At 63.4% G+C, this 26,778-nt stretch carries 24 protein-coding genes; 11 read left to right on the forward strand and 13 right to left on the reverse strand.

Annotation, left to right across the window (positions count from 1 at the left end):
* Positions 1-35 precede the first annotated feature (35 nt).
* The 3 genes from ACN0X7_RS06355 to ACN0X7_RS06365 are packed head-to-tail and all read right to left on the reverse strand — an operon-like array spanning position 36 to position 4,349.
* A complete protein-coding gene (locus ACN0X7_RS06355; RefSeq protein ID WP_417515269.1) occupies positions 36-1,448 on the reverse strand; it encodes a malonyl-CoA decarboxylase domain-containing protein in 1,413 nt (470 codons plus the stop codon).
* A 22-nt stretch (positions 1,449-1,470) separates the two neighbouring features.
* On the reverse strand, positions 1,471-2,940 hold the full coding sequence (locus ACN0X7_RS06360; RefSeq protein WP_417515271.1) for an NAD(P)H-hydrate dehydratase: 1,470 nt from the start codon (positions 2,938-2,940) through the stop codon (positions 1,471-1,473).
* A gap of 2 nt (positions 2,941-2,942) precedes the next feature.
* Positions 2,943-4,349 (reverse strand): amidase, encoded by a 1,407-nt coding sequence (locus ACN0X7_RS06365; RefSeq protein WP_417515273.1) that lies wholly within the window; start codon positions 4,347-4,349, stop codon positions 2,943-2,945.
* 122 nt (positions 4,350-4,471) lie between these two features.
* Between ACN0X7_RS06365 and ACN0X7_RS06370 the strand changes: the two genes are divergently transcribed.
* The 4 genes from ACN0X7_RS06370 (at position 4,472) to ACN0X7_RS06385 (ending at position 8,407) form a co-directional block, all read left to right on the forward strand.
* Entirely contained in the window at positions 4,472-4,915 is a 444-nt protein-coding gene (locus ACN0X7_RS06370; RefSeq protein ID WP_417515275.1) for a methyltransferase family protein, read from the forward strand.
* 62 nt (positions 4,916-4,977) lie between these two features.
* Positions 4,978-6,117, forward strand: a complete 1,140-nt coding sequence (locus tag ACN0X7_RS06375; RefSeq protein WP_417515277.1) for an NAD(P)/FAD-dependent oxidoreductase — start codon at positions 4,978-4,980, stop codon at positions 6,115-6,117.
* A gap of 22 nt (positions 6,118-6,139) precedes the next feature.
* Entirely contained in the window at positions 6,140-7,174 is a 1,035-nt protein-coding gene (locus ACN0X7_RS06380; RefSeq protein WP_417515279.1) for a cyclase family protein, read from the forward strand.
* A gap of 168 nt (positions 7,175-7,342) precedes the next feature.
* Positions 7,343-8,407: an NAD-dependent epimerase/dehydratase family protein gene (locus ACN0X7_RS06385; RefSeq protein WP_417515281.1), complete on the forward strand. Its 1,065-nt coding sequence runs from the start codon at positions 7,343-7,345 to the stop codon at positions 8,405-8,407.
* A gap of 6 nt (positions 8,408-8,413) precedes the next feature.
* Here ACN0X7_RS06385 and ACN0X7_RS06390 read toward each other — a convergent pair whose 3' ends face one another.
* Positions 8,414-12,250, reverse strand: a complete 3,837-nt coding sequence (locus tag ACN0X7_RS06390) for a molybdopterin-dependent oxidoreductase (protein WP_417515283.1) — start codon at positions 12,248-12,250, stop codon at positions 8,414-8,416.
* Positions 12,251-12,458: 208 nt separating this feature from the next.
* Between ACN0X7_RS06390 and rimO the strand changes: the two genes are divergently transcribed.
* From rimO to ACN0X7_RS06410, 4 genes are all read left to right on the forward strand, one after another.
* Complete coding sequence (rimO, locus tag ACN0X7_RS06395; RefSeq protein ID WP_417515285.1) at positions 12,459-13,775, forward strand: 30S ribosomal protein S12 methylthiotransferase RimO; 1,317 nt, start codon at positions 12,459-12,461, stop codon at positions 13,773-13,775.
* Positions 13,768-14,409 (forward strand): ferredoxin, encoded by a 642-nt coding sequence (locus ACN0X7_RS06400; RefSeq protein ID WP_417515287.1) that lies wholly within the window; start codon positions 13,768-13,770, stop codon positions 14,407-14,409. Before rimO ends, ACN0X7_RS06400 begins: the two co-directional genes overlap by 8 nt.
* A 277-nt stretch (positions 14,410-14,686) precedes the next feature.
* A complete protein-coding gene (locus ACN0X7_RS06405) occupies positions 14,687-15,289 on the forward strand; it encodes a PRC-barrel domain-containing protein (protein ID WP_417515289.1) in 603 nt (200 codons plus the stop codon).
* 195 nt (positions 15,290-15,484) lie between these two features.
* A complete protein-coding gene (locus ACN0X7_RS06410; RefSeq protein WP_417515290.1) occupies positions 15,485-15,853 on the forward strand; it encodes a hypothetical protein in 369 nt (122 codons plus the stop codon).
* A 219-nt stretch (positions 15,854-16,072) separates the two neighbouring features.
* On the opposite strand, the gene ACN0X7_RS06415 is transcribed toward ACN0X7_RS06410, so the two are convergent.
* Genes ACN0X7_RS06415 through ACN0X7_RS06440 form a run of 6 tightly spaced genes read right to left on the reverse strand, consistent with a single transcriptional unit; the run spans position 16,073 to position 20,934 of the window.
* On the reverse strand, positions 16,073-16,888 hold the full coding sequence (locus ACN0X7_RS06415) for a 23S rRNA (adenine(2030)-N(6))-methyltransferase RlmJ (protein WP_417515292.1): 816 nt from the start codon (positions 16,886-16,888) through the stop codon (positions 16,073-16,075).
* 9 nt (positions 16,889-16,897) lie between these two features.
* Positions 16,898-17,668: a polyphosphate kinase 2 family protein gene (locus tag ACN0X7_RS06420; protein WP_417515294.1), complete on the reverse strand. Its 771-nt coding sequence runs from the start codon at positions 17,666-17,668 to the stop codon at positions 16,898-16,900.
* Between the two features lie 16 nt (positions 17,669-17,684).
* Complete coding sequence (locus tag ACN0X7_RS06425) at positions 17,685-17,999, reverse strand: 2Fe-2S iron-sulfur cluster-binding protein (RefSeq protein WP_417515296.1); 315 nt, start codon at positions 17,997-17,999, stop codon at positions 17,685-17,687.
* A 38-nt stretch (positions 18,000-18,037) separates the two neighbouring features.
* Positions 18,038-19,249, reverse strand: coding sequence for an NAD(P)/FAD-dependent oxidoreductase (locus ACN0X7_RS06430; RefSeq protein ID WP_417515298.1), 1,212 nt, complete (start codon positions 19,247-19,249; stop codon positions 18,038-18,040).
* Between the two features lie 54 nt (positions 19,250-19,303).
* Complete coding sequence (locus tag ACN0X7_RS06435; protein WP_417515300.1) at positions 19,304-20,305, reverse strand: nickel/cobalt transporter; 1,002 nt, start codon at positions 20,303-20,305, stop codon at positions 19,304-19,306.
* A complete protein-coding gene (locus ACN0X7_RS06440; RefSeq protein ID WP_417515302.1) occupies positions 20,293-20,934 on the reverse strand; it encodes a DUF1007 family protein in 642 nt (213 codons plus the stop codon). Before ACN0X7_RS06440 ends, ACN0X7_RS06435 begins: the two co-directional genes overlap by 13 nt.
* A gap of 249 nt (positions 20,935-21,183) precedes the next feature.
* Here ACN0X7_RS06440 and wrbA point away from each other — a divergent pair, with 249 nt between their 5' ends.
* The gene (gene wrbA, locus ACN0X7_RS06445; protein ID WP_417515304.1) at positions 21,184-21,786 is read left to right on the forward strand and encodes an NAD(P)H:quinone oxidoreductase; all 603 of its coding nucleotides are present in this window, start codon (positions 21,184-21,186) and stop codon (positions 21,784-21,786) included.
* Between the two features lie 12 nt (positions 21,787-21,798).
* Here the strand turns inward: wrbA and ACN0X7_RS06450 are convergent, their stop codons facing one another.
* Complete coding sequence (locus ACN0X7_RS06450; protein WP_417515306.1) at positions 21,799-22,239, reverse strand: hypothetical protein; 441 nt, start codon at positions 22,237-22,239, stop codon at positions 21,799-21,801.
* A 53-nt stretch (positions 22,240-22,292) separates the two neighbouring features.
* On the opposite strand from ACN0X7_RS06450, the gene ACN0X7_RS06455 reads away from it, so the two are divergent.
* Complete coding sequence (locus ACN0X7_RS06455) at positions 22,293-23,318, forward strand: hydroxyacid dehydrogenase (protein WP_417515308.1); 1,026 nt, start codon at positions 22,293-22,295, stop codon at positions 23,316-23,318.
* Between the two features lie 34 nt (positions 23,319-23,352).
* Positions 23,353-23,835, forward strand: coding sequence for a nuclear transport factor 2 family protein (locus ACN0X7_RS06460; protein WP_417515310.1), 483 nt, complete (start codon positions 23,353-23,355; stop codon positions 23,833-23,835).
* A gap of 174 nt (positions 23,836-24,009) precedes the next feature.
* Here the strand turns inward: ACN0X7_RS06460 and ACN0X7_RS06465 are convergent, their stop codons facing one another.
* Together ACN0X7_RS06465 and ACN0X7_RS06470 are read right to left on the reverse strand one after the other, a co-directional pair.
* Positions 24,010-25,614 (reverse strand): gamma-glutamyltransferase family protein, encoded by a 1,605-nt coding sequence (locus tag ACN0X7_RS06465; protein WP_417515312.1) that lies wholly within the window; start codon positions 25,612-25,614, stop codon positions 24,010-24,012.
* A 56-nt stretch (positions 25,615-25,670) separates the two neighbouring features.
* Positions 25,671-26,747, reverse strand: coding sequence for a phosphotransferase family protein (locus ACN0X7_RS06470; protein WP_417515314.1), 1,077 nt, complete (start codon positions 26,745-26,747; stop codon positions 25,671-25,673).
* Positions 26,748-26,778: the final 31 nt, after the last annotated feature.

The following is a 26,778-nucleotide window of genomic DNA, read 5'->3' on the forward strand; positions in this document are numbered from 1 at the left end:
GCCCGAGAGGTTAATAATTTACCAATACTGGAATACTACGTTTCCTTCGCGAGCTTGCGCACCTCAGCCGAGACGAAAACCTGCCCTGTCCCGCGATAGGCCTCGTGATTCTGCTCGATCTCGCTGAGCTTGTAGAGATAGTTGACCATCAGCCCCGCCGACGCCTTCATGCCCGCGGCCGACCGGTTGCCCATCCAGTTGATCCGTTCGATCCGGGCACCGTTGTTGAGGTGGAACCTGGCGACGGGATCGACGGGCCTGCCGCGATCGTCCTTGGCGACCGCCAGGTAGCGGGCACCGGCCCGCATCAGGGGCATTCTGGCCGCTTCCGCCTTCGCATCGTCCGACGGCCAGTCGGGATCATCGACGATCGCCCTCAGCGCCTCGGCGCCACTGTCGGCACCCGACAACGCAGTCAGCGCCTTCTGTTCGCCATCGGTCAGCATGACGGTCTTCTCCTCCAGCTCCGCATCGAGCCAGCGCCGGAAACCGGGCATGGGCGAGAGCGTGGCGAAGTGCTTCAGATTGGGCAGCCGCTGGCTCAATCGGTCCACGACCCGCTTGATCAGGAAATCGCCGAAGCCGACGCCGGCCAGGCCCTTCTGGCAGTTGGAAATGGAGTAGAAAATGGCCGTATCGGCCGTTTCCGGATCGGCGCGGGGCGCGTCCTCATCCAGCAGCGACTGGACATTGCCGGCCATGCCGCTGACCAGGGCGACCTCGACGAAGATCAGCGGCTCCTCGGGCATGTTGGGATGCACGAACGAGAAGCAGCGGCGATCGGAATCGAGCCTGTTCTTCAGGTCGGTCCAGGACTTGATCTCATGCACGGCCTCATACTCGATCAGCTTCTCCAGCAGCGAGGCCGGCGCATTGAAGGTAATCTGCGCCATCTCCAGGAAGCCGATGTCAAACCAGCTTCTCAGCAATTGCTGCAGGTCTTCCTCCAGCGCCCTGAGGCCGGAATGTTCCGGCAGCACCTCCAGCAGATCCGCGCGCATGTCGACCAGGAACTTCACGCCCCGGTCCAGGCTGTTGAACTGCGTCAGCAGATGCACGCGCGGCGCAACCAGCGCGGTTCGCAGACGGCGTCTCGCACGGCGGCGGTCGTCCTCGCCCTCGGCAGCGGACAGGGCGGCACTGGCCTTCGCCACCTCGTCATGATCGACATCATAGTGGCGGGCCAGCACGTTGAAGAACTGAATGCGCCCCGTCGCGTTCAGGTTCAGATAGGCCCGCCCGAGTTCAGCTGCACGCAAACGCGCCGAAACCGCGCCGCCCTTGTGTGCAAGACAGGCATCTATCTGCTGGCGCAGGCGCGGAATTTCGCTGTCGGGCAGATCGGGAGACACCTCCACCGGGCCGATCGGACCGACCGTATTGCCCCGCCAGTTGCGCAGCCGGTCCAGTGTCTGTGTCAGAAATCCACGTTGTGTCGGGGTTGCCATGTCGTCTCCTGCGGAACCGGCTTCAGACTGCCGTCAGTGTCTTGATAACGTCCCGCAAAGCTGGCGGCAGATCTTCCGCGATCAATCCCGGGCCGACGTGACGCGCCGCCGCACCATGCATCCAGACCGCCATGCAGGCGGCCTCGAACGCGGGCACGCCCTGCGCCAGCAGGCCGAGCGCGATCCCTGCCAGAACATCGCCCGACCCGGCCGTCGCCAGCCAGGGTGGTGCATTGTCGTTGATCGCCGCCAGGCCATCGGGTGACGCGATGACGGTATCGGGCCCCTTCAGCACCACGACCGCGCTGCTCTGTGCGGCTGCGGCCCGGGCGATCGAGAGCCTGTCGCCGTCGGTGTCGAACAGTCTGGCGAACTCCCCGGCGTGAGGGGTGAGGATGCAGGGCCCGGCAATCGCCGAGAACAGGGCTTCCGGATCATCCTTGAAGACCGTCAGCGCGTCGGCATCCAGCACGACGGCGCGCCCGGTCGACAGCGCAGCCAGAACGAAGTCCCTGGTGCGCTCACCGGTCCCGTTTCCCGGTCCGGCACAGATCGCGTTGAGACGCTGATCAGCCAGCATATCCTGCCATGCGTCCCGGTCCGCGATGGAGCGGAGCATGATGGCGGTCAGATGGCTGGCATAGACGATGGCCGCCGACGGCGGAACAGCGCAGGTGACCAGCCCCGCCCCCGCGCGCAGCGCCGCCATTGCCGTCAACCGTCCGGCACCGGACGCGGAGATGCCGCCGCCGGCAACGACGGCGTGGCCCCGGCTGTACTTGTGACCCGCTTCGTCCGCCTGCGGGAAGGCGTCCGCCCACAATTGCGGACTGTTGCGCCAGACGCGCACATCGTTCTGCGAAAGCGCTTCCCGGGGGATGCCGATATCGACAATGACCGTCTCGCCGCAGAGCATGCGTCCCGGCATCAGCAGGTGGGCCGGTTTCCGGGCGAAGAAAGATACGGTCAGATCGGCCTGAAAGACCGCCCCCCGATGTTGCCCGGTGTCTCCGTTCAGGCCGCTCGGCACATCGACCGAGACGACCGTCCGATCCTCCGTCACAGCTGCCAGCTCCGCAGCCGCGCCCGACAGGGGCCGCGACAGGCCTGCGCCGAACAGCGCATCTACGACCAGCGTCGCATCGCCGATGCAGTCGGCGGTCAGCGCCTCGATGCCACCCTGCCACCGGTCACGCATGATCGCCGCGTCGCCGTCCAGCCCTTCCGGTTCGCCCAGCAGCGCCAGACGCACCGGCCAGCCCGCCTCCGAGAGCAGCCGCGCCACCACAAAACCGTCACCGCCGTTGTTTCCCGGACCACACAGCACCACAGTCGGTTGATTGGCAAAGCGCTGGCGGATGACGTCTGCCGTGCGCTCTCCCGCAGTCTGCATCAGTTGCGCACCAGGGATGCCGTTGCGCACGGCGAACGCGTCCGCGGCATACATCTGCCGGACGGTGAGCACCGCGTCTGGAGCGGACGGTCGTCTCATGCTCAGAGACCGGGACGCCGTGATGTGGCGACGGGATTGGCCTCCTCGAACGCCAATGCAATCCGAAGCACCGAAACGTCGTCGAACATGCGGCCCACGATCTGCAACCCAACCGGCAGGCCGCCTTCGGTGAACCCGCACGGGATCGAACAGGCCGGCTGCTGGGTGAGGTTGAAGGGATAGCTGAACGGCGTCCACGCGATCCAGCCATTGGTGCTGTTCTCGTCCCATCCCTCCGGCACAAGGCGTCCGACTTCAAACGCCGGTACCGCGAGTGCGGGCGTCAGCAAGGCATCATATCCGGTCATGAACTGCTTCATGGCGCTGCCGTACAGCGCACGCTCCCGCGTCGCGTCCATGTAGTCGCCCAGCGGAATCTTCTCGGCCTGTATCAGGATATCCAGCAGGCCCGGCTCCAGGTCCGCCTTCTGGGCATCGCTGAAATTGCGGAACGCTCCGTGTGCGCCCGACCACCAGTGCAGATTGAAGATGTCCACCGGATCGCCCATGCCGGGGTCGGTCTCGACGATCTCGGCTCCCAGATCTGCCAGCGTCTCCGCTGCCGCACGGACGGACGCCGCCACTTCGGGATCGACCTTCGCATACCCGAGATCCGGGCTGTAGGCGATCTTCATGCCCTTGACCCCGCCAGCAATGGCGCGGCCCTGGATGGGTTCCGAGCGGATCGTCGTCCAGTCCGTCGCATCTTCGCCCATCATGACGTTCAGCATCGAAAGCGCGTCCGAAACGGTACGCGTCATCGGCCCGCCATGAGACAAGGTTCCCATCGGGCTGGGCGGATAGTAGGGCACACGGCCGAAGTGCGGCTTGTGACCGAAGATTCCGGCGAACGCGGCCGGGATGCGGATTGAGCCGCCGCCGTCCGACCCCAGATGCAGCGGCCCCATGCCCGCTGCACAGGCCGCCGACGCACCGCCGGATGACCCACCCGGCGTGGTGTCCGTGTTCCAGGGGTTGCGGGTGATGCCGGTCAGCGGGCTGTCGGTGATGCCCTTCCAGCCGAACTCCGGTGTGTTGGTCTTGCCCGTCAGGACCGCCCCGGCGGCGCGCAACCGTGCCACGGCGGGCGCGTCATGATCCAGCGGTGCCGGCTCCGTGGTCTTCGATCCCTTCCGGCTGGCCATATCCTTCATGTCGAACAGGTCCTTGATCGACGTCGGCACGCCATCGATGGGCGACAGCGGCTCGCCCGCCTTCCAGCGCGCAGCCGACTCGCCGGCGGCCTTCAGCGCCCGCTCCTGGTCCAGTTCACGGAAGCAGTTCAGGGTCCCGTCGACGGCATCTATCCGGGCGTAGACGGCCTCGGCGGCCTCGACGGGCGTGAAATCGCCCTTCTCGAAACCGCGCACCATGTCGGCTGCGCTCATCCAGCTCAGTTCGTCGCTCATCGGATCCTCCCCCATATGGTGCGAGCATCTTAAGGCACCGGCGCACATATTTCATTATCGCGATGCACGCGGATTGCGGCAGGATGCCCCGGATAGTGGTTCACGAAAGGGGCCTCTCGACAATGCGATGGTTTCTGCCGCCCCACCTGTTCGCAGCCTGCGTAATCGTGATGATCGCCTTCGACCGGTTCCTGCTGCCCGGCGACTTCATCCTTTACCCCTGGAAATACGCAGGCATCCTTTTCGTGCTCGGCGGTCTGGCCCTGAACGTCACGGCGGCGGTGACGTTCAAGCGGCTGAAGACGAATATCATCCCGTTCCGCGATCCCGACAGGCTGGTCGACGAGGGTCCTTTCAGGCACACCCGCAATCCGATGTATCTGGGCTTCAGCGTGATTCTTTTCGGGATTGCCATCTATCTGGGCTCGATCGGGCCTTTTCTGGCGGTGCCGGTTTTCGTGGCGATTGCCGACCGCTGGTACATTCCGGACGAAGAGAAGCGCATGAAAGCACTCTTCGGTGCGCAGTATGATGCGTATCGCGCCCGCGTCAGACGCTGGGTCTGACGGGACCGATTGCGAAACCGCGTCTCCACCCGTCATAGTGCGGGCGAGCGAACGGGGGAAACATGTCCAGCTTTGACATCGCAATCATCGGAGGCGGCATCGCAGGTCTGTCTGCGGCGTGCTTCCTGGCAGAAGACCGGGGCGACGGCAGCCGGATCGCCGTGATCGAACGGGAAAGCCAGCCGGGCTACCACACCACCGGACGTTCGGCGGCGATGTACACGGAGGTCTATGGCAACGCGACGATCCGGGCGATGGTGAAGGCTGGCCGCCCCTTCCTGAAGACACCCCACGCGCGCTATTGCGACCGTTCCTTCCTGAGTCCGCGCGGCGCGCTGATGATCGCGCGGGACGATCAGGTACACCGGGTCGGCGAATTCCTGCGCGAGATGAACCGGCCGGATGTGCTCGAACAGGTCGACCGGGACAGGTGCCTGCAGATCAGCCCTGCCCTGGACCCGGACTATGTCGCGGGCGGCGTCCATGAGCCGGATGCCATGGACATTGATGTCCACGCCCTGCTGCAGGGATATGTCAGGGTTTTCCGGGGACTCGGCGGGCAGATCATCGCCGACGCGGAGGTCCGGTCGATCACGCGCCGCAACGGCGTGTTCGCGATCGACGCAGGTGCCGGTCAGATCGAAGCCCCGTTGCTGATCAATGCAGCCGGCGCATGGGGCGACGTCATCGCCGGGATGGCCGGTGCCGCACCGGTGGGCCTCGTGCCGAAGCGCAGGACTGCGATCACGTTCGACGCGCCCGCCGGCACGAACCCGGGGAACTGGCCCCTGACCTTCGATCTGGACGAGCAATGGTATTTCAAACCGGACGCGGGCCGCATTCTGGCATCCCCGGCGGACCAGACGCCGTCCGAGCCCTGTGACGCACAGCCCGAGGAGCTGGACATCGCCATCTGCATCGACCGCATCGAAACCGCCAGCACGCTTGAGGTCCGCCGCCCGGCGAGCAAATGGGCCGGACTGCGCTGTTTCGTGGACGACCACAGCCCGGTCAACGGCTTCGACGACCGGATCGAAGGTCTCTACTGGCTGGTCGGTCAGGGCGGATACGGGATCAAGACATCACCCGTCATGGCACGGATCGCCGTTTCGCAGATCGCGGGACGGCCCATCGATGACGACATTCTGGCGCACGGACTGAGACCCGCGAATCTGGGCGTCGAACGCCTGCGCGGACAATAAGCACCCTGGGGAGGGAATAAGAATGACGGATCGATGGAAGAACCGGCCGGAAGGCTCGGAATGGGGCGAGCACGGTGCCGATGACGAACTGGGCCGCGTCAACCTGATCACGCCAGAGAAGGTGCTGCAGGGTGTCGCCGAAGTGAAGGAAGGCCGCACCTTCAGCCTGAGCCTGCCGCTGGACTACCCGGGCGGTAACATCCTGAACGTGCGCCGCCATCCGCCGCGCTGGGAGCCCACCTATCTGGACGGGCAGCCCTACATCAACTTCCCGCTGAAGCGCCTCGACGGCCAGAACACGGATGTCGTGAGCGATGATCAGGTCACGATCTGCCTGCAGTACTCGACCCAATGGGATGCGTTGAGTCACGTCGGCAGCTTCTTCGATGCCGACAGCGACGGCACGGACGAGAAGGTCTACTTCAACGGCTATCGCGCCGGTGAACATGTGATCGGCCCGCGCTCCTATGACGGTGAGGCAACCACAGACAGTCAGAATGCCGCCCAGCGCCTGGGCATCCAGAACTTCGCACGGCACGGGATGCAGGGCCGCGGCGTCCTGATCGACCTGGAAGCGCATGTCGGGCGCGCGCGAACCTACGTCGGGTTCGACCAGTTGTCCGAGATCATGCAGGCCGACGGCGTCGAGGTGGAACGTGGCGACATGGTGGTTTTCCGTACCGGCTTTGCCGACGAGATCCTGTCGATGAACCGCACGCCGTCCAAGGAGCGCCTGGAGAACAGCTGCGCCGTGCTGGACGGTCGCGACGAACGCCTGCTGGAGTGGGTGTCCGACAGCGGTGCCGCCGCGCTGATCGCGGACAATTACGCCGTCGAAGGCATCCCGCCGCGCCCGAAGGACGGCCCGCGACCGATGCTGCCGCTGCACCATCACTGCCTGTTCAAGCTGGGGCTGCCGCTGGCGGAGCTCTGGTACCTGTCGGAACTGGCGAACTGGTTGCGCGAGAACCGGCGCAATCGCTTCCTGCTGACCGCACCGCCGCTGAACCTGCCGGGCGCTGTCGGCAGCCCGGCAACGCCGGTCGCCACCGTCTGAACGGATCGAATACGGCACACGCCCGGTCGACATGCCCGTCACCGATCAGCTCTTCCCTCCGGAAGACCTGCGAGAACCCGACTTTCCCTGACGCCGCCTTGATCGGGGGCGGACAAAAGCCACATGCAGAGTCCGATAACGGAAAGCTCAGGAAGCGGGATCGACAACATGCTGGATATCGACACGAGCAGGCCTGTCATGCTGTCCGGTGCCACCGGCTATCTGGGCAGCTGGATCACGAAGACGCTGCTGGATCAGGGCCTGACCGTGCACGCGGCCATCCGCAGTCCGGATGACACCTCGAAGACCCGTCACCTCACCGAACTGGCGGACGCCAGCGATGGCACGATCCGCTTCTTCGCCGCGGACCTGCTGGACGAAGGCTCCTATGCCGAGGCCATGGCGGGCTGCAGCGTCGTGTTTCACGCCGCCTCGCCGTTCACGAGTGAATTCGACGATGCGCAGAAGGAGCTTGTGGATCCCGCGCTGAATGGCACTCGCAATGTGCTGAAACAGGTCAATGAGACGCCTGGTGTCGAACGCGTCGTGCTGACCAGTTCATGTGCCGCCGTCTACGGCGACAACATCGACCTGAAGAAAAAGGACAAGGGCCGGTTCACCGAGGATGACTGGAACGAAACCTCGTCGCTTGAGCACCGCGCCTACAGCTATTCGAAGACGGTCGCCGAACGCGAGGCCTGGAAGATTGCCGGTTCGCAGGACCGCTGGAAGCTGGTCACCATCAATCCGTCCTTCATCATGGGGCCGGGCATCAAGGTCGATCTGAGTTCCGAGAGCTTCTCGGTCATGAAACAGTTCGGCGACGGCACCTTCAAGGCGGGCGCCCCGCGCTGGGGAATCGGGGTAGTGGACGTGCGCGACGTCGCCGAAGCGCATCTGCGCGCCGGGTTCATCCCCGAGGCATCGGGCCGCCACATCATTTCCGGCACCAACAGCAGTTTCATCGAGCTGGGGGAGTCGCTCGCCGAGAAGTATGGCGACGATTATCCCCTGCCGAAGCGCGCCCTGCCCAAGCCTCTGCTGTGGCTGGTGGGACCGTTCGTGAACAAGAACATGACCCGCAAGGCGGTATCGCGGAATGTCGGCTACCCCTGGAAAGCCGACAACAGCAAGAGCGTCGAGAAGCTGGGCCTTTCCTATCGCCCCATGAAGACCACCACCCAGGAGATGTTCCAGCAACTGATCGACGCAGGCGTCCTGAAACCTGCCTGATCCCGCTCAGGCGGCGGGCGCCTTCAGTTCGGCAACTTCCCTGTCACGCGGCTTTGCCCGATGGACGACGCGCTGGATTCCCGGAATGGCGAGCAGCGTGGGCTTGACGATCTGTTCCATCGACAACAGCGAATACGGGCAGTTGGCGCATGAACCGACGAAGCGGATGCGCAGTTCGCCGATAGGCTCGTCGATTTCCAGCACATCCAGACGTCCGCCATCGTTGGCCAGCACCGGTGCGATGATCTGTTCGACCACACGATCCACACGTTCCTGCAGGGTGCCTTCATAGAGTTTCTCGTCGTTGAAGGCTGCAGGCGGTGGCGTATCGGTATCCTCGCACGTACGGATCGCTTCAAGCGCAGCCATGTCCTTGGTCTCATCGAGAATCCCGAGACCGACGAAGGCGTCGGCCAGATGTTTCGAAATCCGCTGGTGGACCAGATATTTCACGAAGCCGGACTTGTTGGCCGGCGAGAACGAGAGCTTCTTGCGGTATTCGTCCCAGTCCAGGTCCACAGGCCCCGAAATCTCGAAGTTCTCGTCGCCGGTCCGGACATAATCGACGATCAGCTCGCCCAGCCGGTCGAAGAAGCGGCAATGATCATGCGCGGTCGCAGCCCGCTTGCGGTTGATCACCTTGCCGCGCAACTGCGTCAGTTCCTTGTCCTTCGGCAGAACCCCGGTGACGACATTGATCCGCACCGCCCGATTGGTCTTGCGGTCCACCATCAGAAGCGCGCTGTTGCCGATGGCGCGCGAATGCACCAGCAGCGCCGATCCAATATCGGCAGGCGAGATACCCAGGAAATGCGCCGGCACGTCACCCGCGCATGGGATGGCAACGCCGCTGACGAACGCCAGGTCGTCGCGCGCGATCACGGCACCCTCTCCGAACAGCAAGTCGATGCCGCGCTTGGCAGCGACGAACAACTGGATCGCGACGATCTCTTCCTTGAACTCCAGCACAGCACTCTTGTGCGCCGTCAGCAGATCCAGTTCCTCGATCACACCATCCGCATCGACGACCTTCACCGGGCCGACAAAGTCGGCAAGTATCATGTGCATCACCGACTGATAGTCGAGACGTCGCAACAGCGGCAGGAAGACCCGCAGGAAGCGGTCTCGCTGCCCGTCATCCAGCCCACGCAGGATGTCACCGGCAGCGGCCTTGTAGCCGTCACTGGATGAATAGCGCTGGAAGAACGCCGTCAGCGCGCCGACGGCTTCGCTCAGGGCACGGTCCGCATCGGTCTTCGGATCGCGCAGCTGGTCGGAGAACAGCCAGTTGATCTCGTGGCGCGCGTCGCCGCGCTGGGTATCCACCCAGTCGGTGTCTTCAGGATAGACGCGTCGGTATTCGGCATGGACCAGATCGGTTGCGCGCATCAGGACCTCCGCATCGGGTGCAGTCCAGAGCGCTTCCTCCATCGGACGAAGGCCGTTCAGCGTCACCGGCGTACGCTTGATCAGGCTCTGATGGGTGTGCGCGTCCGCGTCCTTGTAGTCGGTCAGGCGATTGACCTCGCCCGGCACGAAATCGATGAAGGCTGTTCCCCGCGCGATGCGATCGTTCAGGGCCACGTTGGCGATCACGGCACCATGGCCGGCGATCATCTGCACCGCGTCGCCTTCCGACAGGCCACGTTCGGCGGCCTCATCAGGATGGATCTCGACAAAATGATCTTCCGGATCGAGGCCATAGATCGGCAGGGTCTTGATGCCGGAATTGTAGCGTCCCCTGCCCCTTATCGCCTGTCGGCCAGGACGGCCACGACCGGAAATCAGCGACAGCGTACCCGGCGGCAGGGGTGCTTCCAGCTTCGCCATGAAGTCGTCCGGCGGACAGACCAGCTTCGCCAGTTTCGTATCGGTGCGTCGCACGCCGGGGAATTCCGCATCCTTGCCCGCCTCGGTCGAGTAACGGCCATTGCCGCCCCATTGGACGCCCATCCCGGCGTTGCTGCGCAGCATGTCATGGCTGATCGGTTCGCCATCCTGGTTTTCCAGCCGGCAGTACATGTCCAGTTCGCGGCTGGTCTCGACGATATGGTCGAAGACCCTGGCGGGCATGATCCGCTCTTCATTGTCCAGATAGCGGGCGAAGGTGCGATGCACGACATCGGCGTCCAGATCGTTCAGCGCCGCCGTGTCCGGATTGCGCAGTCGCTCGGCGATCTTCAGTGCCAGCCGGGCGAGGATCTGTTCGTCGGCCCAGGCCTTCTCGGGCGGTGTCGAAAGCTGCTGCTGCAGCTGCATGGTGCGATCACCGCGCTGGATGACGCCGGTTTTCTCGACATAGGTCAGCGAAGGCAGCAGCACGTCGGCATGGTCGAGAACGCCCTCGCCCAGGAAACTGTCGATGACGATGTTGAAGGCCCGACCCATGCGGCGCGACCAGTGGCCCACGCGCGGCATGTTCTTGGTCATCTGCGTGCCGACGAAGATGAAGCAGTAAATATGATCGTCCGACGCCATCTGCGCCACAGGCGTTCCGGCATGCTGCGGAATGTTCCCTTCCGGCAAATCAAGCACCTTCGCCAGTGCTGCGCGGTGTTCGGGATTGGCCGGATCATGATTGAAGACCAGTTTGCGGCCGTTGAAACCCATCATCAGTTCGCTGGTCGCGTTCGACTGACCGGCGATGCGCATCGATCCGGCACCCCGGCGTCCGACATTGCCCGTCAACAGCAACAGGTTGAGGTTGGTCGAGAAGCCGACCGAACCTGTCGACTGGTTGATCCCCATTGAGGAAACGAAGGCGGGCTTGGGCCGCACACCGTCGACTGGCCTGGCGATCAGTTCGGCATAGGCCCGTATGGTATCGGCCAGTTCGGCAGCATCCTGATCCGGCAGCGCGATCCGTCGGGCAACGGCATCAGGTGCGCATCGGTCCTGCATGACCAGATCCCGGAACGTCTCGTAGCTCCCGGGGTCGATCCGCGCCGCAATGCTGGCGTCATCCTGCCAGCCCTGCTCCAGCACATGGCGCGCCACCGCCAGATTGAACATGACATCGCCGCCCTGCCGAAAGCGGATGTGCAGGGTGCGCGGATCGGACTCCAGAAGGTCGCTGGCCGTGTCGCTGGTCGTCGGATCGATGACGACCTTCACCGCGCGGGTGTTGCGTTTGATCTTCTCGTAGGCCTGCGGGAAGGTCACGAAGGGGTTGGTGCCGTGCATGATCGCGACATCGCATTCCAGCAGTTCGTCGAACTGCCGCCAGGTGAAACTTGCCTCGTTGCCGAAGTTCAACGCATGGGCCGCGCCCGCACTGGTCAGGCAATGTTCAGAATTCGCGCCGATCGTCGGCAGCTTGAACACCAGCTTGTACAGACTGGCCATCCAGATCGCCTCGATGGTCTTCTGGCCGTTGCCATAGATCGCGCAGGCGTCAGGCCCGACCCATTCGCGGGCATGCAGGAACAACCAGGCAGCGCGATCCAGTGCCTCATCCCAGGAGACTTCCTTCATCTTGCCATCATGGCCGCGGATCATCGGCGCGCGGATCCGGTCATCGGCCAGACCGCGGCGCGCCATGCGCTTGACCCGTTCACCGTCAGAACCGGTCATCAGGGATGTCTTGCCCTTCACGCACAGACCCAGCGGCGACATGGGCACCACGCGGTCCACGCCTTTCGCATCCGGTTCCACGCTGTAGGGACAGCCGACGCCGCAGTAGCTGCACACGCTGGAGCGATCCTGCAGCGCCTTGTGCCGCGCCCGCACGGCTTCATCCGAAGACAGGTCCGGATTGGCGGCGATGGCCTCGACCATTTCACTGGCCGGCAGTTGCAGTGCATCTGCGGCGCTTACCGTCGATCTGAGTGAATCTGCGGCCATGGACCTGCCCCCCGGCGTATCGATTCTCTTGAAAATACTGAGAATTAACTGGCGAATAATTACATAATTACGAATTCGATACAAACTATACTGTCGAAATATAATATTCATTCTCATTAACATGATATATGAGAATGAAAATCAAAATCATTGCTACAGTTCGGCTTTCCACCTTCCCTTCGCGAAAGACTTCGCCTACATCGCGCGCATGGAAACAAATGCCCCCAAGATCGGCATCGTCAGCCTCGGCTGTCCGAAGGCCCTGGTTGATTCCGAGCGGATCATCACCTCGCTTCGTGCCGAAGGTTACGATCTGTCACCCGACTACCAGGGTGCCGACGCCGTCATCGTGAATACCTGCGGGTTTCTGGATACGGCCAAGGCCGAGAGCCTGGATGCCATCGGCGAGGCCATGCGCGAGAACGGCAGGGTCATCGTCACGGGCTGCATGGGTGTCGACGAAGCCGCCATTCGCGAAACGCACCCCGGCGTGCTGGCGGTGACCGGCCCGCATCAGTACGAGCAGGTGGTCGAAGCCGTCCACGCCCACGCGCCGCCGCCGCCCGAACCCTTCATCCAGCTTGTCCCCGAGGCCGGCCTGAAGCTGACGCCGCGCCACTACGCCTATCTGAAGATCTCAGAGGGCTGCAATCATTCCTGCCAGTTCTGCATCATCCCGTCGATGCGCGGCAAGCTGGCGAGCCGACCTGCAGCCAAGGTGATGTACGAGGCCGAGCGACTGGTCGAGGCCGGGGTGCAGGAACTGCTGGTGATTTCGCAGGACACATCGGCCTACGGCGTTGATCTGAAACACGCGGCGACGCCCTATCGCGGCGCGCCGGTCCGTGCGCACATCACCGATCTGGCCGAGGCGCTGGGACGTCTGGGGGTCTGGGTACGGCTGCATTACGTCTACCCCTACCCGCATGTGGACAGCCTGATCCCGCTGATGGCCGAGGACAAGATTCTTCCCTACATCGACATCCCGTTCCAGCACGCCAGCCCGTCCGTGCTGAAGTCCATGCGCCGTCCGGCCCATCAGGAAAAGACACTGCATCGCATTGCCGACTGGCGGCACCAGGTCCCCGACCTGACGATCCGGTCCACGTTCATCGTCGGCTTTCCGGGTGAGACGGAAGAAGACTTCCAGTATCTGCTGGACTGGCTGAAAGAAGCCCAGTTGGATCGGGTCGGCTGCTTCAAGTTCGAACCCGTCGCGGGTGCCGCGGCCAACACCCTGCCGAACCCGGTGCCTGAAGAGGTCAAGGAGGAACGCTGGCATCGTTTCATGGCCGCTCAGGCAGAAATCTCTGAAGCCCGGATGAAGGAAAAGATCGGCTGGGAGATCGACGTCCTGATCGACGAAGTGGATGAGGACGGTGCCATCGGGCGTTCGAAAGCCGACGCGCCGGAGATCGACGGTTGCGTCTTCCTGAACGGCGAAACCGAACTCGAACCCGGTGACATGGTCCGCGCCGAAGTCGTTGAGGCCGATCACTACGATCTCTGGGCCACCCTTGCGTGATCTCGACCTCAGGCTCGTGCGGCTTGGCCTGACGGTCATCGGCGGCTTTCACCCCGATCCGGGCGAACACGGCGAGGCGCGGACGATCATCCTGGTCGGCAACGCGGGTTCGGCAATGTGGGACCGCTTCGATCCGAAGCCCGGGCGACCTGCCGAACACAGGATCGACCACTGGTGCAGATCGACGCTATCTCCCATCGCCGCCGAAAACGGTGCATCCGTCGTCTTTCCGTTCGACGGTCCACCCTATGCGCCGTTCGTTTCCTGGAGCTTCAGAACCGGACGCTGCTTCAAGTCCCCGCTGGGGATGGCGATCCATGACACGTTCGGCCTCTGGTTCGCCCTGCGCGGCGCGTTGATGTTCAGGGAAGTGATCGATCTGGAACCCTATCGATCCCGATCGGACGTCTCGCCCTGCGAGACATGCAGCGCGAAGCCCTGTCTGCAGGCCTGTCCCGTGGACGCGTTCGAAGGCGAAACCTACGATCACGCTGCCTGCCGTGATCATGTCCGGGACCGGCCCAACGCATGTGCGTCCCAGGGGTGCGCCGCGCGCCGTGCCTGCCCCTTGGCCCGGGCGTTCATCTACCGTCCGGCGCATGCCGCTTACCACATGCGGTCGTTCGCACCCTGAACGGCCCCGTGCCGACGATGTCAGCTCTGTGGCAGCCGTGGCCAAACTGTGTCCAGATACCACACCTGAGACATTGTATTCAGAAAAAATTTCGTTCTTTCAAATAGTTGAGCGACATCCTCATTCGCTCAGCACCCACCCGTTCTCCCGGCCTGCCGGGGGGAGGGTTCAAAACCGGAGGACCATGCCCATTTGTCGATCAGCGGCGGAAAGAAAGACGCAAAAAACGAAACGCCGCATCATCAAACGGGTGAAAACCCAGCAAAGGAGCACAGTAATGTTACGCAAGACTCTGATTACCGCCCCGATCCTTCTCGCCATGTCCGGCGCAGCCCTGGCAGCCGACGTGAAGATCAACAACGACACGGAAGCCAAGGCGAAGGTCGGTACCGAAACGCAGGCCGGGGCCAGCGAGGCGCGCCAGCCCGGCGCCAAGGTCGATGGCGACGCAGGGATGAGCATCGACTCCTCCACCGGTGTGGATGCGCAGACCGAAAACAACAGCGGTGCCGTGCCGACCGAAACGACCGAGAAGATGAAGAACGACACCGAAGGCGCGGTTGATTCAGCCGTCGGCACTGTCGGCAACACCGCTGACTCAGCGGTCGGCGCTGTCGGCACCACCGCCGCAAGCGCGGCCAACGCCGTCGGTTCGGCTGCCATGAACCTGGAAGGCGAGAAGATCGGCGAAGTGGTGAAACTGGTCGAGACGGCGGACGGCAAGCTTGAGTCCGTTGTCGTGGAAACCAGCGGTCTGCTGCTCGGTATCGGTGGCCGCGAAGTCGCCATCCCCGCCGAGTCGGTCAAGCTGGATGGTGAGGCAACCATCATCACCATGACGAACGCACAGATCGAGGCACTGCCCGACTACAAGGGCTGATCCTGACCAAACCCTTCCGCCCGCCGGTCGCAACCGGCGGGCGGTTTTGTGTCGGGAGTGCGCTCCATGCGACAGAACGACCGATTTAACTCGCAGGGCACGCCTCCATATCAACTGTGTTGGATTGCCGGACCAAAGGTGATCGAGCGAACGCAGGGTCTTCGGCCCTGACTCAAATAAAAAACGGAGAACAACATGACCCGCATAGCAATGATTTCCGCAGCAGCCCTGATCGCAATGACAGGTGTTGCTGGCGCAGCCGCCCACAAAGCGAAGAAGATGGACGACGGGGCGATGATGCATCATCACGGCACCGTGGTGAACCAGGATCCGTACTATGCCTCGCGCATGGGCGGTGCCCTGCTCAGCGGTGCCGGCGACAGCGCTTCCGGTGCGATGATCGACAGCCGCTTTGACATCCGCGGCACCCGCACCAGCGCCGGCGTCACGCACGACGATGCAGTGGCGAACGAGAACTTGGTCGTTCCCTACATCCCGGTCGACGGCAAGCGTCCCGACGTGAGGGGCACGAAGACCAACGCCGGTGTCACGCACAGCAACTGATCACATCGGTCAGACGCATTATGGAAGGCGGTCCTCACGGGCCGCCTTCTTTCGTTTGCCGCACGCCATCCAGATGGCAGTTTCTGTCGTTGTGGAACGTTCCGCCATTTGATCGAAAAGGCCAAACGCACAAGCCGTCACCCCTGCCAGCGTGCGGGGCAACCGACGATCAGGCGAAAGACAGGACAGCTCCGGTTCACTTCATCGGCGCAGGGCGGGCTACTCGGGCACGATCCATTCGAACTTCGGCTGTCCACCGATCAGTTCGCCGAACCGCGGCAACGCTTCCTCCGCCAGATCCGGCAGGCGCCACGGCGGGTTGATGATCAGCAGCCCGCTGGCGGTCATGCCGTGGTCGTCGTCATCGGGGCGCACAGCGAGTTCGATACGATACTGGTTGCGGATACCGCTGTCGGCCAGCCCGCTGATCATCGCCTCGGTTCTTGCCCGGTCCACCACAGGATACCAGATCAGATAGGTGCCGGTGGAGAACCGCCGATGCGCAGCGATCACGGCATCGGCCACATCGTCATAGTCCCGTTTGATTTCATAGCTCGGATCGATCAGTGCGATGCCGCGCCGTTCCTTCGGCGGCGACGCCTTGATCAGCGCCTGCAGTCCATCCGTCCGACGCGCAACATGCCCGATGTGTGCATCAAGGTCTGCCTGGTCGGCCGGATGCAGTTCGCAAAGCAGCAGGCGGTCAGCGGGCCGCAACAACCGTGCAGCGATCTCGGGGGATCCCGGATAGGTGCGAAGATCGCCGTCTGGATTCATCCCCTTCAGAATCTTCGTGAACGGGTGGAACAGTTCCGGGAGGTCCTGGTCCCATATCTTCAGGACACCGTCGCGCCATTCGCCCGTCTTCCCCGACATCTCCGAGGTCAGGTCATAGATCCCCGCGCCGGCATGGGTATCGATGGCCGCGAATGGCTTGGGCTTCGCCAGCATGTAGTCGAGGCAGAACGCGTAGACCGCATGTTTCAGGACATCCGCATGATTACCCGCATGAAACCCGTGACGGTATGAGAGCATCGACTCGTCCTACGAGAACCGCTGCCGCGCCAGCTCTGCGACGTCGGGATCGACATCCGGCGGGTTCAGATCGACGCCCCGGCCAAGGCAATCGGCCACATGTGTCAGGGCATCGATGCGCGCATACCGTTTCTGCTCGCCCGGAACCACATGCCAGGGAGCCCGCACACTCGACGTCCGCGCCAGCATGTCATCGATGGCAGTTTCATAGGGTTCCCGTCGTGCGCTGTTGCGGAAATCCTCCACCGTCAGCTTCCATCGCTTCCAGGGATCGTCCAGGCGCGCCTTGAAACGCGCGGCCTGCTCGTCCTCCGAAATATGAATGAACAGCTTCACGATGCGCACATCGTCGGCGGTGAGCATGCTTTCGAAGCCGTTGATCTCGTCATAGGCGCGCCGCCATTCGTCTTCCGTCGCGAGGCCCTCGACGCGTTCGACAAGCACCCGTCCGTACCATGACCGGTCGAAGATCGACAGAATGCCGGGTTCCGGCAGGCGGGACCAGAAACGCTCAAGATAATGCCGTCCCTGAAACTGCGGCCTGGGAGCCGCGATCGGCCAGACCTGGAAACCGCGCGGGTCCATCTCGGCCACCAGCCGACGGATCGTTCCGCCCTTGCCTGCGGCGTCCCACCCCTCGAACACGATCAGCGCGCGCAGCCCGTCACGGCGATAGGCCAGTTCAATGGTACGCAGCCGATGCTGAAGCGCGGACAGTTGTTCCCTGTAAACGTCTTTCGAGATTTTCAGGGAAAGGTCGACGTCCGACAGCTTCACCATTCACGCCGCTCCCGGCTCAGGCCTCGGGCGCGATCGTCAGGGTCAGCCCGTCCAGTGCATCGGTCATCTCGATCTGACACGAAAGACGCGATGTCGGCTGGTAGGTCGGTTCGTCGGTCACCAGCCCCTCTTCGTCGGCTTCCTGTGGCGGCAGACGATCCATCCAGGCGGGATCGATATAGACGTGACATGTTGCACAGGCACACGATCCGCCGCAGATCGCCTCGACCTCGTAATCATTGTCGCGAAGGTTCTCCATGACCGAGATGCCGGTATCAGCCTCGAACGTCGTTTGCGCGCCGGCGCGATTGGTCACGTGAATCTTTGGCATGAGGCCCCTCTTGAGATTTGATGTGCGAACCGGACGGTTCAGACTTCCTTGATCGGAATGGATGTATCAGCAAGGCGTGACGGGTCAACCACCCGTCCCTCTCCGATCCACTTGCGGCCGCGCACATAATCGCCGCCGGTATTGACGGCGTTCACGCCGGTAACCTTGCCGTCGCGCAGATAGAACAGCGAAAATCCCTCGTCCGAAGGCACCCCGCGCACAATCACGTCATCGGTCGCTTCGGGCATGCCCGCCATCTGCAGCTTCAGATCGAACTGGTCCGACCAGAACCAGGGCACCTCGGCGTAGTCTGCACCCTTGCCCTGCCATTCGTTGGCGATACAGCGCGCCTGATCCACGGCGTTCTGGACCGACTCCAGGCGGACGCTGTGCCCGATGATGGCGTTGGGATGCAGCGTGCAGTCGCCGGCGGCGTAGATCGCGGGATCGGATGTCTGGGCGCGTGCGTTCACCACGATGCCGCTGTCGGTTTCCAGCCCCGCCGCGACCGCGAGTTCGATGTCCTGAATCACCCCGATCCCCACGATGACCAGATCACATGCATGGTGCGTCCCGTCTGCATCGACCACACCGTCGATGTGACCCTGGCCGGAAAATTCAGCGACCCCGGTGTTCAGCATTATCTCGACGCCCCGCGCCCGATGGGCGCTCTCGTAGAAGCGTGAAAGGGGTTCGGCGACCGAACGGGCCATCACCCGGTCCATCATCTCAATGACTTTCACCGCGCATCCAGCCTTCGTCAGCGCCGCTGCCGCCTCCAGCCCGATGTATCCGCCGCCGATGACGACCACCTTCGCACCGGGCCTTGCCTCGGCCCGGATGGCCAATGTGTCGTCGATGCCGCGGATATAGTGAATACCCGCCAGATCAGCGCCCGGTATGGTCAGCCGGCGAAGCTGCGCGCCCGTGCACAGGGCCAGCCTGTCGTAGGGAAGCTGGGATCCGTCGGACAGCGACACCGTCTTCGCGTCCCGGTTGATCGCCGTGGCCCTGGTGCCAAGCCGCAGCCTGATGCCCTTCTTCTCATAGAAGTCAGAGGGACGCAGGAAGGTCTTCTCTTTCTCGATATCGCCCATCAACAGCTGCTTCGACAGCGGCGGCCGTTCATAGGGCGGCCAGCTCTCCTCGCCGATCAGCGTGATATCGAACGCATCGCCCGCGCGGGACAGTTGCTGTGCCAGAATACCGCCGGCATGCCCGGCACCGATGATGATGACTTTCTCGCTCATGGATACGTTCTACCCCGAAGACAGCGCGTCACGAAAGTCGAAGATCATGCGCCGTCACACGCCGAACGGCGCGCGCGGCTGTTCCAGCGATGCCAGCAGGAACAGCAGGCCGAACGCGATCAGCGCCAGCGCGCCGAAGACCTTCAGTCCCTTCTCCACCCTGCCGACCCAGACGAGATCACGGCCCGCCAGCCGCATCGCGGTGTTTTTGGACACCAGGGTCAGCACCGCCAGCACCGACACGGTTGCGGCCGTGCCCATCGACATCGCGAAAGTGGCAATAATGCCTGCCATATAAAGACTGTTCGCTATCGCGAAGACCAGGACAATCAGTGCCCCGCCGCAGGGACGGATCCCGACCGCGAAGATGATCGGCAATGCCCGTCGCACGGTCAGCGGTTCCGCCACCAGTGCAGAGACGTCGGGACCATGATGGTGGTGATGGTGATCGTGGTCATCATGCGCATGATCGTGATCGTGATCGTGCGCCTCATGGTGGTGATGCCCGCGTCCGGTTAGCACCTGCCAGAGCAGGAACAGACCGATCAGTGCGATCAGCCCGAAGCTGAGCTGTTCCATCGACCAGGCCGCATCCATCAGGCGCTGGCCCGCCAGTCCGGCGACCCACGCGCCCCCGAACACCAGCACCACCGCGCTGATGCCCTGTGCCAGCGACGACAGCACTGCGAGCAGGATGCCCTGTTTCACCGCGCGTTCGTTGGCGAGCAGATAGGAGGAAATCACGGCCTTGCCGTGTCCCGGCCCGACCGCGTGGAACACGCCGTACAGCAGGCTGATCGCGATCAGCGCCCAGGCGGTCCCGATGCTGTAGTCCTGTTTCAGTGCCTTCACGGCCCCCGCCAGTTGCCGGTAGAGCTGGGCCTGCACGACCCTGACTTCGTTCATCAGCCAGTCGAAGAACCCCGGTTCGCCCTGCGGCTCGGTCTGAACCGGGCCGCGCTGGAACGGATTCGGAGACTGCGCATCGGCGGGTTGTACCGCCAGACAGGTCAATGTCAGAAACAGCACCAGGCCGAGGCGGCTCAGCCACCGCATGAGAGGCTCATGACCGGGGCAAAGGCAGCGGCCCAGCCGACGTTGCCCGTCTGGGCGGCCAGTTCCGCGTCGGAAACATTCTCGGGCCGGTCGCCGGCGGCCATGCTGGTTGCCACGCAGGTGTCCGGTGCGGGTCCGACAAGCTCAATCGGTTGAGCCGGATCGGTGTCGAAGGCGACATAGTAGCTGGGATCGAACGAGCGGAACCGCAGCGGCACCTTCGTCGGATCGACCGCAAATTCCAGCGGCAGATCGTACCAGAGCACCAGCGTGCCATCCTCGTTGCGGGTCCCGTAGTTCGTGACCTTGCCGTAATGCGCGTCCGCCGTGCCCACCTTCAGTTCAGTGAAATAGCGCCATTCGGCCAGGAACTCGACATTGCCGTCGGCCAGCGCGTCGAGTTCGGCCTGGGTGGTTTCGCCGTCCTGATCGGTATCCGCGCCCTGAATGGCAAACGCCGAATAGAGCTCGTCGAAATGCCAGATGATGCGGATGGCACTGACCGAACCCCGATCGTCGAACAGGAATGCCGCGCGCGTATCCACCCACACATGCGGATGCGCGAGCAGCGGTGCGGGAACACAGAAAACGACAGCGGCAAGCAGCCATCTACGAACGGCATGAAACATGTGGGAACTCCCGTACGCTCAACGATGGCTGACCGTAGCACAGAGCCTTTCCGATGACACCCTCAAGCGTACAGATCGGAAGCTACGGAACAATACTGTTTCGAAACAGAAACACTTTTGAAATCAGATAGATAAACGATTTCTGGCTTCAATATGGCTGCGCCGGAACCGGGCGGTCTGGAAACCGGAACCGGTCCGCCCATTTCGATAACAGCACGAACAGACCCACCCAAAAAAAGGAATGCTTCAATGACCAAGGTACTCGTCCTCTATTACAGCTCGTATGGCCACATCGAAACCATGGCAAACGCCATCGCCGAAGGCGCGGGCGGCGTCGACGGCGTGGAGGTGACCGTGAAGCGCGTGCCGGAACTGGTGCCCGAAGAAGCGGCGAAGAATGCGGGGATCAAGCTGGATCAGGCGGCGCCGGTCGCCGATCCGAAGGAACTGGCCGACTATGACGCGATCATCTTCGGCACCCCCACACGCTTCGGCATGATGGCGGCACAGATGCGCAACTTCCTGGACCAGACCGGCGGCCTGTGGATGGAAGGCAAGCTGGTGGGCAAGGTCGGCGGTGTCTTCACCTCCTCCGCGACCCAGCACGGCGGGCAGGAAAGCACCATCCTGTCGTTCCACACCACGCTGCTGCATCAGGGCATGCTGATCGCCGGGCTGCCCTACAGCTTCCAGGGCCAGATGGGCGTGGATGAGGTCATGGGCGGCTCACCCTACGGCGCGACGACCATCGCCGGCGGCGACGGCTCCCGGCAACCGTCAGAGATCGAACTGGAAGGCGCGCGGTTCCAGGGACGCCACATCGCGGAGATCGCTGCGAAACTGCACGGATAGGGCTTCCCGGACTCAGTTTCGGGGGCGTTCAGGCGGCGGCGGCGGTGCGTTCAGAATGCGCACGTCGCCGTCGTCGGTTTCATCGCACAGGACAGCCTGTGGCGGATCGAGTCGCTGCCCGTCGTAGGTGATATATCCGGTCTCCACGTCCACCAGCAGCAGCCCGGCATCGACCTCAATGAAGTCGGTAAACGGCGGTGGCGTGTTCAGCAACTGATTCAGCGGAATGGTGACCGGAATGGGGACAAAGCGCGGTGTGCGGACCGCGTTCCCGCCCCCCAGATCGGCGGGTGCTACCGCGTTGCCGTTCACATCGACTCCCGGCCGATAGGCTACATCTGCATCGGGGACATGGATATCGACAACCCGGCAGCGACCGTCCTCGACGACGATGGTCTGGGCCTGTACCCCGAGAGCCGCGGCGCAGCAGATGACGAGAAAAAGCATTCGCATGCTGTCAGTCTGCACCGCTATCTTTGGAAAATCGTTAACTCCGGAAGCCCTTCATGCCCAAGCTCGTCTACCTCGACGCCTTCCCCGCGCCCAACGCCCTCGACATCCTGGCACCGCACAAGAGCATCGACGTCGTCCGCATCGACCGCTACGACCCGTTCGAGACCAGCTTCTTCGCCCTGCGGGACGCGCATGCCTATCAATGTGTGCCTGCGCGCGATGAGGTGCCGGAACCGCTGCGCATCCATGCCGACTTCCTGAAGCAGACGCCGAACCTGCTTGTGGTGTCGTCGGGCGGGTCGGGCGTGGACACGTTCGACATCGACGCCTGCACCGAAGCCGGGGTTCTGGTGGTCAATCAGGCGGGCGGCAACGCCGAGGCTGTGGCCGAACATGCGCTGGGCATGATTCTGACCCTGCTGAAGCGGGTGCCCGAGGCGGACCGGGCCCTGCGACGCGGCTGGAACGGTCCACGCACCGATCTGCGCGGCCGCGATCTGCTGGGCAAGACCGTCGGCATTGTCGGGCTGGGCCATATCGGGCGGCGGCTGGCATGGCTGTGCAGGCACGGGTTCCAGTGCGAGGTACTGGCTTTCGATCCCTATCTGGAAGACAGCGATTTCGTTGAACGCGACGCGCAGAAGACGACGCTTGAAGACCTGCTGGAACGCTCGGATGTGGTCAGTGTCCACACCCCGCTGACAGGTGAGACACGTGGCATGTTCGCGGGCGACGCCTTCAGCCGGATGAAGCAGAACGCCCTGTTCATCGCGACCGCCCGCGGGTCGATCCACGATGAACCCGCGCTGGCCGAGGCGCTGGCTTCCGGGCATCTGGGCGGCGCCGGGCTGGATGTCTGGGAAGAGGAACCGCCCGCGCCCGATCACCCGCTGCTGAACATGGACAACGTGATCTGCAGCCCGCACACCGCCGGTGTGACAAAGGACAGCCGCGAGCGCATGGCCGCCTTTGCCGCGACACAACTGATCGACCTGTTCGCGGGCAAGGATCCCGCTCGGCCGATCAATCCGGAGGTACTGCCGCGCTATCGCGAGCGTTTCCGGGCGATTCTGGGTTAGACTGAACTGCGTCACATTCCGGGGAGGACATCAGATGACCGATGCAACACTGACCGAGGTCGCCGAGCGGTTCGCCATCAGCGATATCCTTTATCGCTATGCCACGGCCATCGACACCAAGAATTTCGATCTGCTGAACGACGTCTTCGATGCCGAGGTGGAGACCGATTTCACCTCGTTCGGCGGCAGGAAGGTGAAGGTCAGCCGCGACGAGTGGATCGACACGGTGCGCAAGACCATCATCGGGCTGGACATGACCCAGCATCTGACCGGCAATCACGTGCATCGCATCGACGGCGACAGGGCGAACCTGATCGCCTACCTGCAGGCCTTCCATCGCTACAGCGGGTCGCCCGGGGAGACCGACTATTTCATCGGCGGCTATTACGACATCGATCTGGTGAAACGCCCCGAGGGCTGGCGTGTCGTGAAATACGCGCTGGAAACCACCTGGCAGCGCGGCAACCGCGAGATCATCCGCGAAGCCCACCGGGCCCACAAGAACCGCGCAGCGTAAAGCGTTCCAGCGAACCCCGCGCGTGCCGGATATTCTGGACGGCCCCCGGATAAACCGGCGGTGACAGTCCGGGAGTCGACAGTTCAGTCAACGACGGGACGGCTCCCGTGTTTGCCGGTCCGTGCCCCGAGATCTCGGGCGCAGCTCAATCCGGGTCGTCGCACGACGCCCTGATCAGGTCGCCATGGCCATGCCGTCGCCAGACGGATCCGCGCCGCCATCCAGCTTCCCGTCCACCAGCCGGATCGCGTGCACGATGGGCATCATGTAGCTGTAGGGATGGCGCATGGTCGGATAGCCCCGGCGCTGCAGCTCACGCTCGGTCGAACGCAGGATGCGGTTGGTCAGTTCGATGGTGTTCGATGTCGTGGTGAAGCGCGGCGCGAAGACCGCCTGCTGTGCATCCATCCCGAAGTCGATGACGTTCAGGATGGCCTGAAGGTTGCCCATGGTGATGGTGGTGCCGCCCGGCGCGCCGACCAGCAGGAACGGCTTGTCATCCCGGAAGACGATGGTGGGCGACAGCGCTGTGAACCGGGCCTTGCCGGGGGCCAGCGATCCGGCATTCCCGGGCCGCGGATCGAAGACCATCATGCAGTTGTTGTACATGAAGCCGAGCCCTTCGGTGATCACGCCGCCCGACGAGCCCAGCGAATGGGTCATGGTCACGCAGTTGCCTTCGGTGTCGGCAACGCAGATGTGGGTCGTCTCCTTCGGATCGGCACCGCTGTTCAGCCGGGGCACATCCTGTTTCTCGCCGCGTCGGATGCGCTCGGCGCAGGCCTTCGCGTAGTCTTCCGACAGCAGTTCATCGAACGGAATTTCGACGAAGGCCGGATCGCCCATCCGCGTGTCCTTCTCGAAGGTCGCGATCTTCATCGCCTCCGAGACCGTCGCGATGTAGTCGGGCGAATTGTGCCCCATCCCCGCCAGGTCGAACTGCTGCAGGATGTTCAGCATCACCGCGATGACCAGCCCGCCGCCCGGCGGCTGGTTGGTGGCGACACGATGGCCGCGATAGGTGATCCAGAGCGGCTCCGTCTCGACCGTCTGGCAGGCCGCGAGATCGTCCAGGGTGATCAGGCCGCCGTTGGCCGCCATGTCATCGGCGATCCGGCGCGCGATCTCGCCGTGATAGAAGTCCTCGACGCCCTTTTCGGCGATGCGGCGGTAGGTGCGCCCCATGTCCGGATTGCGCAGGATGTCGCCGATCCCGAGCAGGGTCTTCCCGTCGCTGGTGTAGATCTTCGCGACCGACGGATCCTCGGTCATGCCGCGGTAGCGCGCCATGCGCCCCGCAACTTCCGGCGTGTTCCAGAAGTTCCAGACGTGCGGGCGGACGGCAAACCCGTCCTCGCAGTAGGCGATGGCAGGATCGAGTGCCTGCGCCAGCGTGTGCGTGCCGAAGCGGCCCAGCACCTCGTCGAAGGCCTTGATGGTCATCGGCGTGGTCATGCACTGATAGCCGACCTCGTTCACCTGACCCTTCAGCAGAAAGCCGAAACCGTCGTCGCACTCGCCTTCGATCAGGTGCTCCCACATGTCCGGCCTGGTGGCCAGCGGTGCGCGACCATGGAAATCGATCAGCGTGTGCGTGCCGTCGGCCAGATGCACATGACACGATCCGAAGCCCGCGATGCCGCACATCTGCGGGTCCACGACCGTCTGCACCAGCGCCGCCCCGATGGCCGCGTCGACAACATTCCCGCCACTGCGGAGAATATCCAGCCCCGCCTCCACCGCTTCCGGCTGCGGTGCCGACACCATGCCCTTGGTCATTGAGAATGCTCCATCAGTCGGTTCGCTCTTCGCGCCGTGAGTGGAAGGGAGGCGACCTACCCGGTCTTCATGACCTTCTCGGCCTGCGCCCAGGCGTACTGGGCCAGCGGCTTGATGCGGTCGACCTGGCCCTTGGCATGATCCGAGGCGGCAGTGCCGTCGCGCACGCGGCCCGCAATACCCTGCAGAATGGCCGCGATGCGGAACATGTTGTAGGCGAGGTAATAGTCCCAGTTGTCGATCCGCTCGCGCCCTGTCCGCTTGCAGTAGGCGGCGACATATTCTTCCTCGTGCGGGATGCCCAGCGCATCGAGATCCTCGCCGCCGATGCCGCGGAACAGCTTGTTCGGCAGACGCCAGCTCATCACGTGATAGGCGAAGTCGGCCAGCGGATCGCCCAGCGTCGACAGTTCCCAGTCCAGCACGGCCATCACGCGCGGCTCGGTGGGGTGGAAGATCATGTTGTCCATGCGGTAGTCGCCGTGGATGACCGTCGTCGCATCCGAATCCGGGATGTTCTCCGGCAGCCACTCCATCAGCCGGTCCATCTCCTCGATCTTGTCGGTCTCGGAGAGCTTGTACTGCTTCGACCAGCGACCGACCTGACGGGCGACGTAGGACCCCGGCTTGCCGAAATCCTCCAGACCGACCGCCTTGTAGTCGACGTTGTGCAGCCGGGCGATGACGTCGTTCATGGCGTCATAGTATTTGTGGCGCTCGGACTTCTCGACATCGGCGAGGCTCTGGTCCCAGATCACGCGGCCATCGACCAGATCCATCACGTAGAACATGGTACCGATGACGCTTTCGTCCTCGCACAGTCCCCAGGTCTTCGCGACCGGCACATCGGAGTGCCGCCCCAGCGCGGTCAGCACCTTGTATTCACGGTCCACGGCATGGGCCGACGGCAGCAGCTTGCCGGGCGGCTTGCGGCGCAGGACATATTCCTTCTGCCCCGATTTCAGCGCATAGGTGGGGTTGGACTGGCCGCCCTTGAACTGGCGCACCTGAAGCCCGCCGGCGAAGTCATCGACGTTCTCGCGCATCCAGGATTCCAGTGCGCCCTCGTCGAAGCGAAAGCGCTCGTCGACTTCCTTGGTGCCTGAAAAAAGCGCGCTGTTCTCATCAGCCATTCTGTGGTCCCTCCCCGGACGAAACTTCTGG

The sequence above is a fragment of the Minwuia sp. genome, from assembly GCF_048263705.1.
Lineage (GTDB): Bacteria > Pseudomonadota > Alphaproteobacteria > Minwuiales > Minwuiaceae > Minwuia.